Here is a 17,091-nt window from a genome sequence, read left to right as displayed (position 1 = left end):
GCGCGCCCTCGCCGAGGCGGCCTCCGTGTTCGCCCGCGAGGCCCGCCCGCTCACCGCCCAGGGCGCGCCTGTCACCCTCCTGCGCCGCGAGGGCCGGGCCGGTGCCGGAGCCCTGCTCATCCTGCTCAACACCGACGCCGAGGCGGAGGCCGCGCCGCCGCCGCTGCCGCCCGGCGCGCGCCCGCTGCTGCCCGACGAGCAGGGCGATGGTCCCCTCGCCCCTGCCGAGTGCCGCCTCATGGTGCTGCCCCCCGAGGGCGCGCCGGCCCTGCCCCGCCGCAGCCGCCGGCGCGAGGCCGAGGCGGTGCGCGAGGCCGCAGCGCACGAGCACCGGGTGATCATCGAGGCCATCGCGCCTTCGGTCGACGGAGGCACCGTGCCGGTGAAGCGCATCGCCGGCGAGCCGGTGGAGGTGACCGCCGACATCTTCGCCGACGGCCACGAGAAACTGGGCGCCGAGCTGCTCTGGCGCCCCGCCGGCGCGCGCGACTGGGAGCGCGTGCCGATGAAGCCGCTCGGCAACGACGCCTGGGGCGCTTCCTTCACCCCCTGGACACCGGGCGCGCATGTCTTCGGCGTCGAGGCCTGGATCGATCCGTTCGGCGCCTTCGCCCGCGATCTGGGCCGCAAGCACGAGGCGGGCGTGGTGCTCGAGGTCGACCTCATGGAGGGCCGCGGGCTGGTGGAGGAGGCCGCGGGCCGCGCGCGCGGCAAGCTTGCCCGCCGCCTTTCCGCCGTGCTCACCGCCCTCGACGGGGCGGACGCGGCCGAGCGCACCGCTCTGCTCCTCGCGCCCGCGCTGCTGCCCGACATGGCGGCGGCCTGCGCGCGCCCGCACCGCACGGTCTCGGCCGGCATGCCGCTCGACGCCGAGCGCCTCGCCGCGCGCTACGCGAGCTGGTACGAGCTCTTTCCGCGCTCGATGAGCCCCGAGCCCGGCCGCCATGGCACGTTCCTCGACGTGATCCCCCGCCTGGCGGCGGTGCGCGACATGGGCTTCGACACGCTCTACTTCCCGCCCATCCACCCCATCGGGAGGGTAAACCGCAAGGGGCCGAACAACACGCTCACCCCCGGGCCCGGCGACCCCGGCAGCCCCTATGCCATCGGCTCGGCCGAGGGCGGGCATGACGCCATTCACCCCGAGCTCGGCACCATCGAGGATTTCCGCACCCTGCGCGATGCCGCGGCGGAGCACGGGCTCGAGCTCGCGCTCGATTTCGCCATCCAGTGCGCGCCGGACCACCCCTGGCTCTCGCAGCATCCCGGCTGGTTCGCCTGGCGGCCCGACGGCTCGATGAAATACGCCGAGAACCCGCCGAAGAAGTACCAGGACATCGTGAACGTGGACTTCTACGGCCCGGACGCGGTGCCCGAGCTCTGGCTCACCCTGCGCGACATCGTGCTGATGTGGATCGGCGAGGGGGTGAAGACCTTCCGCGTCGACAACCCGCACACCAAGCCCTTCGCCTTCTGGGAATGGATGATCGGCGACATCCGCGCCCGCCACCCGGAGGCGATCTTCCTCTCCGAGGCCTTTACCCGGCCCAAGGTGATGTATGCGCTGGCGAAGGCCGGTTTCAGCCAGTCCTACACCTATTTCACCTGGCGCGACGACAAGCAGGGCCTGACCGACTACATCACCGAGCTCACCACCACCCCGCCGAAGGAGTTCTTCCGGCCGCATTTCTTCGTGAACACGCCGGACATCAACCCCTACTTCCTGCAGACCTCCGGCCGCCCGGGCTTCCGCATCCGCGCGGTGCTGGCGGCCACGCTCTCGGGGCTGTTCGGGGTGTACTCGGGCTTCGAGCTCTGCGAGGCGGCACCGCTGCCGGGGCGCGAGGAATATCTCGACTCGGAGAAATACCAGATCCGCCAGCGCGACTGGCAGGCCCCCGGCAACATCATCGCCGACATCACCCTGCTCAACCGCCTGCGCCGGCTGCACCCGGCCCTGCAGACCCATCTCAACACCCGCTTCCACCACGTGGGCAACGACAACATCCTCTACTACGCCAAGCCCGCGCCGGACGGCTCGGACATGATCCTCGTGATGGTCTCGCTCGACCCGCACCACCCCCAGGAGGGCGATTTCGAGCTGCCGCTCTGGGAGTTCGGCCTGCCCGACGACGGCAGCCTCGCGGCCGAGGATCTCGCCACCGGCGCCCGCTTCACCTTCACCGGAAAGGGCCAGCGCGTGTCCCTCACGCCCGAAGAGCCCTACCGCATCTGGCATGTCATGCCGCAGGGAGACGAACCTCATGGCTGAGCGCATCCACGCCGCCGACCCGCACTGGTACAAGGACGCGCTGATCTACCAGCTGCACGTGAAATCCTTCATGGACAGCAACAACGACGGTATCGGCGACTTCCCGGGCCTGATCTCGAAGCTCGACTACATCGCCGATCTCGGCGTCACCGCCATCTGGCTGCTGCCCTTCTACCCCAGCCCGCGGCGCGACGACGGCTACGACATTTCCGACTACCGCGACGTGAGCCCGGACTACGGCACGATGGAGGATTTCCGCGCCTTCGTGGCCGCCGCGCACGAGCGGGGCATCCGGGTGATCACCGAGCTCGTGATCAACCACACCTCCGACCAGCACGAGTGGTTCCAGCGCGCGCGCAAGGCGCCGCCGGGCAGCCCGGAGCGGGATTTCTACGTCTGGTCGGACACCGACAAGGCCTACGAGGGCACGCGCATCATCTTCCTCGACACCGAGAAGTCGAACTGGACCTGGGACGAGGAGGCCGGCGCCTATTTCTGGCACCGTTTCTACTCCCACCAGCCGGACCTGAACTTCGACAACCCCGCCGTGATGGCCGAGGTGCTCGACGTGATGCATTTCTGGCTCGACCAGGGCGTGGACGGGCTGCGCCTCGACGCCGTGCCCTACCTCGTCGAGCGCGAGGGCACCTCGAACGAGAACCTGCCCGAAACCCACGAGGTGCTGCGCCGCATCCGCGCCGATCTCGACGCCTACGCCCCCGGCCGCATGCTGCTGGCCGAGGCCAACATGTGGCCCGAGGACACCCAGGCCTATTTCGGCGAGGCGGGCGACGAGTGCCACATGGCCTTCCACTTCCCCCTGATGCCGCGCATGTACATGGCCGTGGCCCAGGAGGACCGCTTCCCCATCACCGACATCATGCGCCAGACCCCGGACATCCCGGAGGCCTGCCAATGGGCGATCTTCCTGCGCAACCATGACGAGCTGACGCTGGAGATGGTGACCGACGCCGAGCGCGACTACCTGTGGAACACCTACGCGAACGACCGCAAGGCGCGCATCAACCTCGGCATCCGCCGCCGCCTCGCGCCGCTTATGGAGCGTGACCGCCGGCGCATCGAGCTGATGAACGCGCTGCTGCTCACCATGCCGGGCACCCCGGTGCTCTACTACGGCGACGAGATCGGCATGGGCGACAACATCCATCTGGGCGACCGTGACGGCGTGCGCACGCCCATGCAGTGGAGCCCGGACCGCAACGGCGGCTTCTCGCGCGCCGACCCCGCCGTCCTCACCCTCCCCGCCATCATGGACCCGGTCTACGGCTTCCAGGCGGTGAACGTCGAGGCGCAGGTCTTCGACCGCCATTCGCTGCTGCACTGGCTGCGCCGCATGCTCGCCGTGCGCCGCGAGAGCCAGGCCTTCGGCCGCGGCACCCAGCGCTTCCTGCGCCCGCGCAACCGCCGGGTGCTCGCCTACCTGCGCGAGCATGGCGAGGACGTGATCCTCTGCGTTGCCAATCTCGGTCGCACCGCGCAGGCGGTGGAGCTCGACCTGTCGGAGTTCGGCGGCCGCATCCCGGTGGAGCTCACCGGCGAGACGCCGTTTCCCGCCATCGGCCGGCTGCCCTACCTGCTCACCCTGCCGCCCTACGGCTTTTCCTGGTTCCGCCTCGCCACCGAGGCGGAGGCGCCGGACTGGGCCTCCGCCGCCCCGCCCTCGGAGGCCGAGCAATACACCTTCGTGCTGCGCCCGGCGCTGGAGGACGTGGCCCGCGGCCGCAACCTCGAGGTGTTCGAGCGCGAGATCCTGCCCGACTACGTCTCCCGCCGCCGCTGGTTTGCCGGCAAGGACGCGCTGATCTCGCGCGTCGAGCTGCTCACCACCGCGCCGATGCCCGATGCGACCGACCTGCTCTATGCCGAGGTGGCCGTGACCACCGGCGAGGGCGCCGAGGCGGTGACGGAGACCTACGCCCTGCCCCTCGGCATCGCCTGGGAGGGGGGCGAGGCCGGGCCCTTCGCGCCCAATCTCGCGCTCGCGCGGGTGCGGCGCGGCCGGCACGTGGGCCTGCTGACGGACGGCTTCGCCATGCCCGCCTTCGCCGATGCGGTGGTGGCGGGGCTGCGCGACGGTGCCGCGGTGCCGCTGCCCGGCGGCGAGTTGCGCTTCCACCCCGCCGAGGCGCTCGATCTGCCGGAGGCGCCGGAGGCGGAGTGGATCGCGGCCGAGCAGTCCAACAGCACGCTCATCCTCGGCGGGCGCGCGGTGATCAAGCTGCTGCGCCGGCTGCAGCCCGGCCAGCACCCGGAGGCGGAGATGATCCGCCACCTCCGCACCCGCGGCTTTGCCCATGTGCCGCCCTTCCTCGGCACGGTGGAGAAGAACACCGGCGGCGAGAGCTCGATGCTGATGCTGGTCGAGGGCTTCGTGCCCAACCAGGGCGACGGCTGGCGCTGGACCCTCGATGCCATCGCCCGCGCCGCCGGCGACGCGGAGGCGGAGGAGGAGCTCTCCCGCGCCGAAAGCCTCGCCACCTCCCTCGGCCGCAGGCTGGCGGAGATGCACGCCGTGCTCGCCGCCCCCGACGCGCCCGAGGCCTTCGCCCCGCGCCGCATGAACGCCGAGACCGCCGAGGCCCTCGCCGCGCGCATCCGCACCGAGGTGGGCGAGGCGCTCGACCTCATCGAGCGCGCCAATCTCGGCGGCGAGGGCGGCACCGAGGCCGGGCGCTGGCTGATCGAGCAGCGCGAGGCGCTGCTGGCCCGCGCCGGCGAGGTGGCCGGCGCCGCCCGCGGCCGCGAGACCATCCGCGTGCACGGCGACCTGCACCTGGGCCAGGTGCTGGTGACCGGCTCCGATGTCACCTTCATCGACTTCGAGGGCGAGCCGGTGAAGACCCTCGCCGAGCGCCGGGCGCATGACCTCGGCCTGCGCGACCTCGCCGGGCTGCTGCGCTCCTTCGGCTATGCCGCGGCGAGCGCGCGCGCCGCCCACCCGGACATGCCGGCCACGCTGGCCGATGCCTTCGAGGAGCGGATGCGCGACGCCTGCCTCGCCGCCTACCGCGACGGCGCGCCGGAGGGGGCTGCCGACACCGGCCTGCTCGCCCTTCTCGTGCTGGAGAAGGCCGCCTACGAGGTACGTTACGAGGCCTCCAACCGCCCGCAATGGCTGCGCATTCCGGTTCACGGCATGGCCGGCGCCGCCCGGGCCCTGCTGGGGGAGACAGTGTCATGAGCGCGATGCAGAGCATGGAGGACGCGGGCCTCGTCGGCGCCCTGGCCGCCGACGCGATGAGCGGGCGGATGGAAAACCCCTTCGCCGCCTTCGGCCCCCGACGGCTGGAGGACGGGCGCCTCGCCCTGCGCAGCTTCCAGCCCGGCGCCGAGGCGGTGGAGGTGGCAGCCCCCGACGGCACCAGCCTCGGCCAGCTCGAACAGGCCCCCGGCGGGCTGTTCTTCGGCGCCATCGCCGCCCCCGCCGCCGAGGGCCCCGGCGCCTACGTGCTGCGCATCCGCTGGCCCGGCGGCGTGGTTCAGGAGACGGAAGACCCCTACGCCTTCGGCCTGCTGCTGGGCGACCTCGACCTGCATCTCTTCGCCGAGGGCCGGCACTTCGACATGGGCCGGGTGTTCGGCGCGGTGCCGATGGCGGTGGAAGGCGTGCAGGGCACGCGCTTCTCGGTCTGGGCGCCGAACGCGCGGATGGTCTCGGTGATCGGCGATTTCAACGGCTGGGACGGCCGCCGCCACCCGATGCGCCTGCGCCATGACGCGGGCGTGTGGGAGCTGTTCGTGCCCCGGCTCGGCCCCGGCACGCGCTACAAGTTCCAGCTCCGCGGTGCGGGCGGCGGCGTGTTCGACAAGGCCGACCCCCTGGCCCGCGCCACCGAGCGCCCGCCCGCCACGGCCTCCGTGGTCGCCGCTCCGCCGGATTTCGACTGGTCCGACGAGGCCTGGATGAAGACCCGCGCCGCGCGCGCGGCGAAGGACGCGCCGATGTCGGTCTACGAGGTGCATTCCGCCTCCTGGCTGCGCCCCGGCCCCGGTCCGCACGCGGTCCATGACTGGGACGGGCTGGCCGAGCGCCTGGTGCCCTATGCCGCCCTCATGGGCTTCACCCATCTCGAGCTGATGCCGGTGATGGAACACCCGTTCGGCGGCTCCTGGGGCTACCAGCCGCTGTCGCAGTTCGCCCCCACCGCCCGCCACGGCAGCCCGGAGGGCTTCGCGCGCTTCGTGAACGCCGCGCATCGCGCGGGGCTGGGCGTGATCCTCGACTGGGTGCCCGGCCACTTCCCCACCGACCCCCACGGCCTCGCCCGTTTCGACGGCACGCCGCTCTACGAGCACGGCGACCCGCGCGAGGGCTTCCACCACGACTGGAACACCTACATCTACAATCTCGGCCGGCGCGAGGTGTCGGGCTTCCTGCTCGCCTCCGCCATCTGGTGGCTGAAGGAATACCACGTCGACGGGCTGCGCGTGGATGCGGTCGCCTCGATGCTCTACCGCGACTACTCGCGCAAGCACGACGAGTGGGTGCCCAATGTCTACGGCGGGCGGGAGAACCTCGAGACCGTCTCCTTCTTCCGCAGTCTCTCCACCCTGGTGGCCGAGCACGCGCCCGGCGCCGTCACCATCGCGGAGGAGAGCACGGCCTGGCCGGGTGTCACCGCCCCGGTCACCGAGGGGGGCCTCGGCTTCGACTACAAGTGGAACATGGGCTGGATGCACGACACGCTGCTCTACGCGGGCCGTGACCCGGTGCACCGGCGCTGGCACCATGACGAGCTGACCTTCGGCCTCGTCTACGCCTTCTCCGAGGCTTTCGTGCTGCCGATCAGCCATGACGAGGTGGTCTACGGCAAGGGCTCGCTCTTCGGCCGCATGCCGGGGGATGACTGGCGCAAGCGCGCCGGCCTGCGCGCCTATCTCGCCTTCATGTGGACGCACCCGGGCAAGAAGCTGCTGTTCATGGGCCAGGAGCTGGGCCAGCCCGGCGAGTGGAACCATGACGCCGACCTGCCCTGGGACCTGCTCTCCGACCCCGGCCATGCCGGCATCCAGGGCCTGGTGCGCGCCCTCAACACCCTGATGCGCGAGAACCCGGCGCTGCACCGCCACGACACCCGCCCCGACGGTTTCGCCTGGGTGGTGGGGGATGACCGCGAAAACAGCGTCTTCGCCTGGACCCGCCACGGCGGGCCGGACGACCCCCCCGCGCTGGTGGTGCTCAACATGACCCCCACCCCGCAGGAAGCCTACCGCATCGGCGTGCCGCGCGCCGGGCGCTGGCGCGAGGTGCTCAACACCGATGCCGCGGCCTTCGGCGGCTCCAATCTCGGCAATGGCGGCGGGGCGGAGACAGCGCCCGAGCCCGCGCATGGCCGGCCCCACAGCCTCTCCCTCACCCTTCCGCCGCTCGCCGCGGTGGTCTTCACCCACGAGGATGACGCATCTTGACGCGATTTCCGGACACGCTCGAGCCCGGCTCGGCCTATCCCCTCGGTGCGTCCTTCGACGGGCTGGGGGTGAATTTCGCGGTGTTCTCCGCCAATGCCGACCGGATAGAGCTGTGCCTCTACGACCCCACCGGCCGCCGCGAGATCGCCCGCTACACCCTGCCGGAATGGACCGACGAGGTTTGGCACGGCTACCTGCCGGACGCCCGGCCGGGCCTGCTCTACGGGCTGCGCGCCCACGGCCCCTACCGCCCGGAGGAGGGCCACCGCTTCAACCCCGCGAAGCTGCTGATCGACCCCTATGCCCGCGGGCTCCATGGGCCCCTGCGCTGGTCGGACGCGCTGCACGGCTACTCGGTGCGCTCGCGCCGCGCCGACCTCAGCCTTGACCGGCGCGACAGCGCGCCCTTCCTGCCCAAGAGCGTGGTGACGGCCGAGCATTTCGACTGGTCGCAGGACGTGCGGCCCCGCACGCCCTGGTCGCGCACGGTGATCTACGAGGCCCACCCCCGCGGCCTCACCATGCTCTTCGACCAGGTCGACCTGCCCGAGCGCGGCACCTTCGCCGCCCTCTCCCACCCCGCGGTAATCGACCACCTGCTCTCGCTCGGCGTCACCGCGCTGGAGCTCTTGCCCGTGCACGCCTACGCGCAGGACCGCTTCCTGCTCGAGAAGGGCCTGTCGAACTACTGGGGCTACAACACGCTCAACTTCTTCACCCCCGAGCCGCGCTACTTCGCCTCCGCCACGCGCGACGAGTTCCGCTACGCCGTGCGCCGGCTGCACGCGGCAGGCATCGAGGTGATCCTCGACGTGGTCTACAACCACACCGCCGAGGGCTCCGAGCTGGGCCCCACCCTGTCCTGGCGCGGGCTCGACAACGCGAGCTACTACCGCCTGGTGGCCGACGCGCCGCGCCACTGCGTGAACGACACCGGCACCGGCAACACGCTGAACATGAGCCATTCGCGCACCGTGCAGATGGTGGCGGATTCGCTGCGCTACTGGGCCACTTCCTACGGCATCGACGGCTTCCGCTTCGACCTCGGCACCGTGCTGGGCCGCACCGACGCGGGCTTCGACCCCGGCCACGCCTTCTTCCACGTCGTGCGCCAGGACCCCGTCCTGCAGCGCCTGAAGCTGATCTCCGAGCCCTGGGACATCGGGCCGGGCGGCTACCAGCTGGGCCATCACCCGCCCGGCTTCGCCGAGTGGAACGACCGCTTCCGCGACACGCTGCGCAGCTACTGGCGCGGCGACCCCGGTCGCCGGGGCGAGCTCGCCGCCCGCCTTTCCGGCTCGGGTGACCTCTTCGACCGCCGCGCCCGCAGGCCCTGGGCCTCGGTGAACTTCCTCGCCTCGCATGACGGCTTCACCCTCGCCGATCTCACCGCCTACGAGCACCGCCACAACGAGGCCAACGGCGAGGACAACAACGACGGCCACGGCCACAACCTGTCGCGCAACTGGGGTGCCGAGGGCGAGACCGACGATCCCGCCGTGCTGGAAACCCGCGGCCGCGTGCAGCGCGCCATGCTCACCAGCCTCTTCGCCGCCATGGGCACGCCCATGCTGCTGGGGGGCGACGAGTTCGGCCGCACGCAGCACGGCAACAACAACGCCTATTGCCAGGACAACGAGCTGAGCTGGTTCGACTGGGAGCAGGCGCGCAGCCCCGAGGGCGCCGCGCTCATCGCCTTCACCGGCCGGCTCGCCGCCCTGCGGGCGCGCTACGAGAGCCTGCGCTCGCCGCGCTACCTCTACGGGCAGGAGCAGCCGGCCGAGCATGTCTCCGACCTCGAGTGGTTCGACGCCTCCGGCGAACGCACCGGCCCGGAGAGCTGGGACAACCCCGAGGAGCGCTGCCTGGTGATGCGCCGGGCCCTGCGCACGGCCGAGGGCGAGGTGGTGGCGATCACCCTGCTGCTCAACGCCGCCGACACCGAGCGCGAGGTGCAGCTGCCGCCGCCGGGCGAGACCCACCTGCTGCTGGTCGACAGCGCCGAGCCCGAGGCGCCCGAGCGCGAGATCGGGGCCCGCTACACCCTGCAACCCCAGTCCGCCGCCATCATCTGCGGCAGCGAGGCCCCGTCATGAGCCAGGCCACCCCCCGCAGCCTGCCGGAGGCGCCCGAGCCGCTCTGGGGCCCGCTGGTCACCGGCCCCGGCCGGGCGCTGTTCCGCCTCTGGGCCCCGGCCTGCGACACGCTCTCGCTGCTGCTGGAGGGGGCGGAGCCCGAGCCGATGCGCCCCGCCCCCGGCGGCTGGTTCACGCTCGAGACCGAGGCCGCCCCCGGCGCGCGCTACCGCTTCGTTCTGCCCGACGGCACCGAAGTGCCCGACCCCGCCTCCCGCGCCCAGTCGGGCGGGGTGCACGGCTGGTCGGTGCTGCGCGCGCCGCTTTCGCCCGCGCCCGGCTGGCCCGGTCGCCCCTGGGAGGAGACGGTGCTCTGGGAGGCGCATGCCGGCGTCTACGGCGGGTTCGACGGCCTCGCGGCCGAGCTGCCTCGCCTGCGCGCCCTGGGGATAACCGCGCTGGAGATCATGCCGGTGAACGCCTTCTCCGGCAGCCGCAACTGGGGCTATGACGGCGTGCTGCCCTTCGCGCCCGCCGAGGCCTACGGCCCCCCCGAGGCCCTGCACGCCCTGGTGGCGGCGGCGCATCGCGAGGGGCTGATGGTGTTCCTCGACGTGGTCTACAACCATTTCGGACCGGACGGGAACTTCCTCAACGCCTACGCGCCGGAGTTCTTCGACAGCCGCGTCGACACGCCCTGGGGCGGCGCCGTCGCGGTCTCGCGCCCCGAGGTGGCGGCCTTCTTCACCGAGAACGCGCTGATGTGGCTGGGGGAATACGGCATCGACGGGCTGCGCTTCGACGCGGTGCACGCCATCGCCAACCCCGCCTTCCTCGACCGCATGGCCGCCGACATCCGCGCCGCCCTGCCCGGCCGCCGCGTGCACCTCGTGCTCGAGAACGAGGAGAACGATGCGCCCCGGCTGGAGGCCGGCTTCGACGCCCAGTGGAACGACGATTTCCACAACACCATGCACGTGCTCCTCACCGGCGAGACCGACGGCTACTACGCCGATTTCGCCGAGGCGCCGGCCCGCCGGCTGGCGCGCTGCCTCGCCGAGGGGTTCGTGTGGCAGGGCGAGACCACGCCGCGCGGCCGGGTGCGCGGCCATGCCTCCGCCCACCTGCCGCCCACCGCCTTCGTGAACTTCCTGCAGAACCACGACCAGACCGGCAACCGCGCCATGGGCGACCGGCTGATCACCCTCGCGGCCCCCGGCCCCCTGCGCGCCGCCACCGTGCTGCTGGCGCTGATGCCCGCCATCCCGATGCTCTTCATGGGCGAGGAGCAGGGCGCGGTGACCCCCTTCCAGTTCTTCACCGATTTCCACGACGACCTCGCCGAGGCGGTGCGCGAGGGGCGGCGGCGCGAGTTCGCGCATTTCCCCGCCTTCGCAAACCCCGAGGCCCGCGCCCGCATCCCCGACCCCAACGCGGCCGAGACCTTCGCGCGCAGCCGCCCCGCCCCGGGCCCGGAGGCCGCGGCCTGGGAGGCGCTGTGGCGCGCCCTGCTCGACCTGCGCGCCGCCGAGATCGTGCCGCGCCTGCCCGGCGCCCGCGCCCTCGGCGCCGAGGCCACGGGCCCCCGCGGCGTGATGGCCGCCTGGCGGATGGGCGACGGCGCGCGGCTCGACATCCTGCTCTCGCTCGACCCCGCGGGCGCGGGCGACATCGCCTGCCCGCCCGGCGACCCCCTCTTCCGGGAGGGCGACCCGCTGCGCGGGCCGGGCTGCACCGTGTGGCTGGGCGCGTCATGACCGGGGTCGCGGAGCTGGCCGCGGCAACCGGCCTCGCCACCACCTGGCGCGACGCCCATGGCGAGGACCAGGAGGTGAGCCCCGAGGCCCTCGCCGGCGTGGTCGGCGCCCTCGGCCTCGCCGCGGGCTCGGATGCGGAGCGCGCCGACAGCCTGCGCGCCCTGCACGAGGAGGTCGCGCGCCCCGCCCCCCTCGCCATCGGCGAGGCCGGGCAGCCCGTGGTGCTGGAGGGCCGCGGCGGGCTCGAGGGCCGGGCCCTGCTCACGCTCGAGAGCGGCGCGCGCCACGAGATCACCTTCGAGGGCGGCCCGGCCCCCGCCCTGCCCCCGATCGAGGAGACCGGCTATCACCGGCTCGAGCTGGCGGACGGAACCGCGGTGGAAATCGCCGTCTGCCCGCCCCGCTGCCCGACGCCCCGGGCGCTCGGCGCCCGGGCGCGCAGCTGGGGGCTCGCGGTGCAGATCCCCGCGCTGCGCGACCCCGGCGCGCCGGATTACGGCGATTTCGGTGCCCTCGCCCGCTTTGCCTCCGCGCTGGCCGGCCGCGGCGCGGACATGCTGGCGATCAGCCCGGTGCACGCGCTGTTCCCGGCCGATGCCGGGCGCTTCAGCCCCTACGCGCCCTCCAGCCGGCTGTTCCTGAACACCGCCCTGGCCGACCCCGGGCTGGCCGGGCTGGAGCCGATGCCGCCCCGGCCGGGCGATTTCATCGACTGGGAAGCCGCCCTGCCGGCTCGCCGCGCCGCCCTGCGCGCGGAGTTCGAGCGCAGCCGCGGCGCCCTTGCCCCCGCGCTGGAGGACTACGCGCGCGAGCGCGGCGAGGAGCTGGTGCTGCACGCCACCTTCGACGCCTTGCACGCCCGCTTCCCCGGAACCTCCGGCTGGCCGGACTGGCCGGAAGAGTATCACGACCCCCGCGGCCCCGACGTGCGCGCCTTCCGCGGCCAGGCGGAGCCGGAGATCGCCTTCAACATCTACCTGCAATGGCTGGCCGAGCGCGGGCTGGCCGAGGCGCAGGCCGCCGCGGTGGCCGGCGGCATGGGCGTGGGGCTGGTGGCCGATCTCGCGGTGGGCACGGAGGCGGGCGGCAGCCATGCCTGGTCGCGCCCCGACGAGCTGCTCACCGGCCTCTCCGTCGGCGCGCCGCCGGACCCGCTCGGCCCCGACGGGCAGGACTGGGGCCTCACCGGCTTCGACCCCCGCGCCCTGCGCCGCACCGGCTTCCGCGCCTGGCGCGACACGCTGCGCGCCAGCCTGCGCCACTGTGGCGGGCTGCGCATCGACCACATCCTCGGCCTGCGCCGGCTCTGGGTGATCCCGCGCGGGGCGCCTTCGGCCGAGGGCGCCTACCTCGCCTTCCCCCAGCAGGCCATGCTGCGCCTGGCTGCGCTGGAGGCGGAGCGCGCCGGGGCAATCGTGGTGGGCGAGGACCTGGGCACCGTGCCCGAGGGCCTGCGCGAGGAGCTCGACGCCGCCGGGCTGATGGGCATGCGCGTGCTCTGGTTCGAGCGCGACAGCCTCGGCGCCTTCACGCCTCCCGGTGCCTGGGACCCCGGCGCGCTGGCGATGAGCGGCACCCATGACACCCCCACCCTCGCCGGCTGGTGGAGCGGGCGCGACATCGACTGGACCTGGCGGCTCGGCCGCGGCGCCCCGGCGGCCACCGAGCCCGCCCACCGCGCCCTGCGCGCGCGGGAGCGCAGCCGACTGTGGCAGGCGTTCTGCGCCAGCGGCGCGGCGTCCGGCCCGGAGCCGGACCCGGCGCAGACCGCGCCCGTGGTCGATGCCGGGCTCGCGCATGTGTCCTCGGCCGCCTGTGTCGCGACGCTGCTGCCGGCGGAGGACCTGTTCGGCCTGCCCGAGCAGCCCAACCTGCCCGGCACCACCGACGCCCATCCCAACTGGCGCCGCCGCCTGCCCGCCGACACCCCCGCCAGGCTCGAGGACCCGGCGGTGGAGGCACGGCTCGCGCGCATCGCCGCCGCCCGCGAAGCCCCCCCGCCCGAGGCGCCGCCGGCATCCGATCCGTCCCAGGAAGGACCCCGCCACAGATGATCCCCCGTGCCACCTACCGGCTGCAGTTCCACCCCGGTTTCACCCTCAACGATGCCCGCCGCATCGTGCCCTATCTCGACGCGCTGGGGGTGAGCCATGTCTATGCCTCGCCGCTCACCGCGGCGCGCCCCGGCTCCACCCACGGCTACGACGTGGCCGACCCCACGCGGGTGAACCCCGAGCTCGGCGGCGAGCCCGCGCTGCGCGCCCTCTCCGCCGCGCTCGGCGAGCGGGGCATGGGCCTGATCCTCGACATCGTGCCGAACCATATCGGCATCGGCGCCGACACGCCCTGGTGGGCCGACCTGCTGGCCCACGGGCCGCAGAGCGCCCATGCCGCGGCCTTCGACGTGGACTGGTCGCGCCACGGCGGCCGGCTGCTGCTGCCGCTGCTCGGCACGCCGCTGACGCAGGCGCTGGCGGCGGGCGAGATCCGGGTGATGCTGGCGCCCGGCCTGCCCGGCGGCTACGGCGTGGTGGCGCATGGCGCGCACTGGCTGCCGCTGCGCCCGGCCGATTGCGCGGCGCTGGCGGAGGCAGGTCCCGAGGGGCTCTCCGCCCTCGACCCCGGAACCCCCGTCGGCCGCGAGGCGCTGGAGGCCCTGCTCGCCCGCCAGCACTGGCTGCTGGCCTGGTGGCGGGCCGGGCACGACCTGCTGAACTGGCGGCGCTTCTTCTCCATCACCGATCTCGCGGGCCTGCGCATCGAGGAGGAAGCGGTGTTCGAGGCCGTCCACGCCCTGCCGCTGGCGCTCTACGGCGAGGGGGTGATCGACGGCTTGCGCGTCGACCATGTCGACGGGCTCACCGACCCCGCCGGCTACTGCCGCCGCCTGCGCGCCGCCCTCGACGCCCGCGCCGCCGACCGCCCGGCCCATGCGCTGCCCGGCCCGGCCTGGCTCGTGGTGGAGAAGATCCTCGGCCCCGGCGAGCAGCTCGCGCGCGACTGGGAGACGGACGGCACCACCGGCTACGACTTCATGGACGCGGTCTCCGCCCTGCAGCACGCGCCGGAGGGGGCGGCGCCGCTGGCACGCGCCTGGGCCGCCGCCTCCGGCCGGCACGCGCATTTCGCCCCGGAGGAGCTGCGCGCCCGCCGCCAGATGCTGGCCTGGGAGTTCGGCGCCCAGTTCGGGGCCACGCTCGACGCCTTCGAGCGCCTCGCCGCCGAGACGGAAGCCACCGCCCATCTCACCCGCGGCATGCTCGAACGGGCCCTGCGCGCCCTGCTCGAGACCTTCCCGGTCTACCGCACCTACGGCACCGGCGGCGCCGCGCCGGAGGGCGATGCGGAGATCCGCGCCCGGGCGCGCGCCCGCGCGCTGCCCGAGGCGGCCCCCGGCGAGGCGGAGGTGATCGACCTCGTGCTCGCCTGGCTCGCGGGCACCGGCCCCGGGGCCGCGGGCCGTGTGGCCGAGGCGGTGCGCCGCTTCCAGCAGCTCTCCGCGCCCATCGCGGCGAAGGCGGTGGAGGACACCGCCTTCTACCGCCACGGTCCCCTGCTGTCGCGCAACGACGTGGGCTTCGACCCCGAGTGCTTCTCTCTGCCGGTGGAGAGCTTCCACGCCCGGATGGCCGGCATGCAGACGCGCTTCCCGCACACGATGCTCGCCACCGCCACGCATGACCACAAGCGCGGCGAGGATGCCCGCGCCCGGCTCGCCGTGCTCTCCGCCGCCCCGCAGGACTGGATCGCGGAGATGGCGGCCTGCACCGCGCTGCTGGGCGACGCGGCCGAGGGGGTGGACGGCGGCGACCTCGCGATGCTGCTGCAGGGGCTCGTCGGCGCCTGGCCCGAGGGGCTGGAGAGCGCCTCGCGGCCCTCGCGCGAGGCTTTCGGCGACCGGCTCTCGGCCTGGGCGGTGAAGGCGCTGCGCGAGGCGAAGCTGCGCTCGTCCTGGACCGCGCCGGACGAGGGCTACGAGGCCCGGCTGACCGGGCTCGTCGGCCATGCCCTGCTCGAGCCTGGCGGCCGCACCCTGCGTGACCGGCTGGCGGAGTGGATGGCGCGCATCGAGGCGCCGGCGCGGCTCAACGCCCTCTCGCAGCTCGCGCTGCGCCTCACCGCGCCCGGGGTGCCGGACACCTACCAGGGCAGCGAGGGCGGGGATTTCTCGCTGGTCGACCCCGACAACCGCCGCCCGGTGGATTTCGACGCGCTCCGGGCCACGCTCGCCGACGACGCCTGCGTGAAGCAGGCGCTGCTGCGCCGGCTGCTGGAGCTGCGCCGCAGCCATCCCGCGCTGTTCACCGGCCCCTGGGAGGGGCTGCAGGCCGAGGGCCCGGCGGCGGGCCATGTGATCGGCTGGATGCGCAGCGCCGGCGAGACGCGGCTCGTCTGCGCCGCCGGCCTGCGCTTCGGCGGCCCGGGCCTGCCCGGCGCCTCCTTCTGGGACGGCACGGTGCTGCGCCTGCCCGAGGCCATCGCCACCGCGCCCTGCCGGGACGTCGCCGCCGCGCCGCTGGGCGTGCCGGCGGCGGCCACGCTCGCGCGTGGCAGCCTCGCGCGGCTTTTCGCCGGGCGGGACATGCCGCTCGCCATCCTGATCACCGGACCGGAGGCCGACGATGCCTGACGATACCCTCTCCGCCACCGCCACGCTGCCGCCCGTCCTCTCGCCGGCCGGCCAGGCGATCTTCCTCGATTTCGACGGCACGCTGGTGGAGATCGCCGAGCGGCCGGACGCGATCGAGGTGCCCGGAACGCTGCCGACCCTGCTCGCCGCCCTTGGAGAGGCGGCGGGCGGGGCGCTGGCGCTGGTCTCCGGCCGGCGGCTGGCGGACCTGCAAGGCTTCCTGCCCGGGCACCGCGGGGTGATCGTGGGCTCGCACGGCTCGGAGATCTGGCCGCCGGAGATCGCCGGGGAGGCCTCCGCCTTCCCCGATGCCGCGCCGGTGCGCGCCGCCCTGCATGCCCTGGCCGAAACCCGGGCGGCCTATCTCTGCGAGGACAAGCCCGCCGGCGCGGTGATCCACTACCGCGCCGACCCCGGCCTCGCCGAGGAGGCCCGCGCCGCGGCCGAGGCGGTGGTGGCCGCCCACCCGGGCTTTGCCCTGCAACAGGCGAAGATGGCCTGGGAGATCCACCCCGCCGGCGTCTCGAAGGACCGGGCGGTGGCGGCGCTGATGGAGCGTCCGCCCTTCCGCGGCCGGGTGCCGGTGTTCGCCGGCGACGACGTGACCGACGAGCCCGCGCTGGCCTGGGTCCGGGCGCGGGGCGGCATCTCGGTGCATGTCGGCACGGTGGCGGAGACGGCGGCGGAATGGCGCGTCGACAGCCCGGCCGCCCTGCTGGGCTGGCTGGCGGCGGCCCTGCCCCACCACGCCTGAGCGCAGGCCGCGCGGGCTTCGCCCCAGGGGCGGGCAAGGGCCTTCGACGGCCGGTGATGGCGTCGGGAGCGGCTCCCGCCCCGGCTGGCCACGGGCCCGGGCCGCGCGATGCGGCCCCGAGGCGGGCGGCCCGCGCATGCGGACGGGCCCCGGGGCCCCTCTCCGCTCCGCTG

8 protein-coding genes are annotated in these 17,091 nt (G+C 73.9%); all 8 read left to right on the top strand.

Annotated elements, in window-relative coordinates:
* Positions 1-238 precede the first annotated feature (238 nt).
* The 8 genes from D3P35_RS12375 to otsB are packed head-to-tail and all read left to right on the top strand — an operon-like array spanning position 239 to position 16,918.
* Complete coding sequence (locus D3P35_RS12375) at positions 239-2,272, top strand: alpha-1,4-glucan--maltose-1-phosphate maltosyltransferase (protein ID WP_118135049.1); 2,034 nt, start codon at positions 239-241, stop codon at positions 2,270-2,272.
* Complete coding sequence (treS, locus tag D3P35_RS12370; protein ID WP_232830483.1) at positions 2,265-5,474, top strand: maltose alpha-D-glucosyltransferase; 3,210 nt, start codon at positions 2,265-2,267, stop codon at positions 5,472-5,474. The genes D3P35_RS12375 and treS overlap by 8 nt, the downstream gene beginning before the upstream one ends.
* Positions 5,475-5,479: 5 nt before the next feature.
* A complete protein-coding gene (gene glgB, locus D3P35_RS12365; RefSeq protein ID WP_232830485.1) occupies positions 5,480-7,702 on the top strand; it encodes a 1,4-alpha-glucan branching protein GlgB in 2,223 nt (740 codons plus the stop codon).
* Positions 7,699-9,798, top strand: a complete 2,100-nt coding sequence (gene glgX / locus D3P35_RS12360; RefSeq protein ID WP_118135041.1) for a glycogen debranching protein GlgX — start codon at positions 7,699-7,701, stop codon at positions 9,796-9,798. The genes glgB and glgX overlap by 4 nt, the downstream gene beginning before the upstream one ends.
* On the top strand, positions 9,795-11,534 hold the full coding sequence (treZ, locus tag D3P35_RS12355; protein ID WP_118135040.1) for a malto-oligosyltrehalose trehalohydrolase: 1,740 nt from the start codon (positions 9,795-9,797) through the stop codon (positions 11,532-11,534). The genes glgX and treZ overlap by 4 nt, the downstream gene beginning before the upstream one ends.
* On the top strand, positions 11,531-13,588 hold the full coding sequence (malQ, locus tag D3P35_RS12350) for a 4-alpha-glucanotransferase (RefSeq protein WP_118135039.1): 2,058 nt from the start codon (positions 11,531-11,533) through the stop codon (positions 13,586-13,588). Before treZ ends, malQ begins: the two co-directional genes overlap by 4 nt.
* Positions 13,585-16,164 carry a malto-oligosyltrehalose synthase gene (gene treY, locus D3P35_RS12345; protein ID WP_118135038.1) on the top strand — a complete coding sequence of 860 codons (2,580 nt, stop codon included), beginning with the start codon at positions 13,585-13,587 and terminating at the stop codon, positions 16,162-16,164. Before malQ ends, treY begins: the two co-directional genes overlap by 4 nt.
* Positions 16,157-16,918 (top strand): trehalose-phosphatase, encoded by a 762-nt coding sequence (gene otsB, locus D3P35_RS12340; protein WP_118135037.1) that lies wholly within the window; start codon positions 16,157-16,159, stop codon positions 16,916-16,918. The genes treY and otsB overlap by 8 nt, the downstream gene beginning before the upstream one ends.
* The last annotated feature ends 173 nt before the right edge of the window (positions 16,919-17,091 follow it).

This window comes from Oceanicella sp. SM1341, from assembly GCF_003448965.1.
Taxonomy (GTDB): Bacteria; Pseudomonadota; Alphaproteobacteria; order Rhodobacterales; family Rhodobacteraceae; genus Paroceanicella.
Note: the sequence above shows the minus strand (reverse complement) of the source record. Positions and strands in the feature narration are given on the sequence as shown.

Bases quoted from the DNA above. Each gene is read 5' to 3' on its own strand.
- glgB (WP_232830485.1), top strand. From the start codon at position 5,480: ATGCAGAGCATGGAGGACGCGGGCCTCGTCGGCGCCCTGGCCGCCGAC.
- treZ (WP_118135040.1), top strand. From the start codon at position 9,795: ATGAGCCAGGCCACCCCCCGCAGCCTGCCGGAGGCGCCCGAGCCGCTC.
- D3P35_RS12375 (WP_118135049.1), top strand. From the start codon at position 239: ATGGTGCTGCCCCCCGAGGGCGCGCCGGCCCTGCCCCGCCGCAGCCGC.
- treS (WP_232830483.1), top strand. From the start codon at position 2,265: ATGGCTGAGCGCATCCACGCCGCCGACCCGCACTGGTACAAGGACGCG.
- otsB (WP_118135037.1), top strand. From the start codon at position 16,157: ATGCCTGACGATACCCTCTCCGCCACCGCCACGCTGCCGCCCGTCCTC.
- treY (WP_118135038.1), top strand. From the start codon at position 13,585: ATGATCCCCCGTGCCACCTACCGGCTGCAGTTCCACCCCGGTTTCACC.
- malQ (WP_118135039.1), top strand. From the start codon at position 11,531: ATGACCGGGGTCGCGGAGCTGGCCGCGGCAACCGGCCTCGCCACCACC.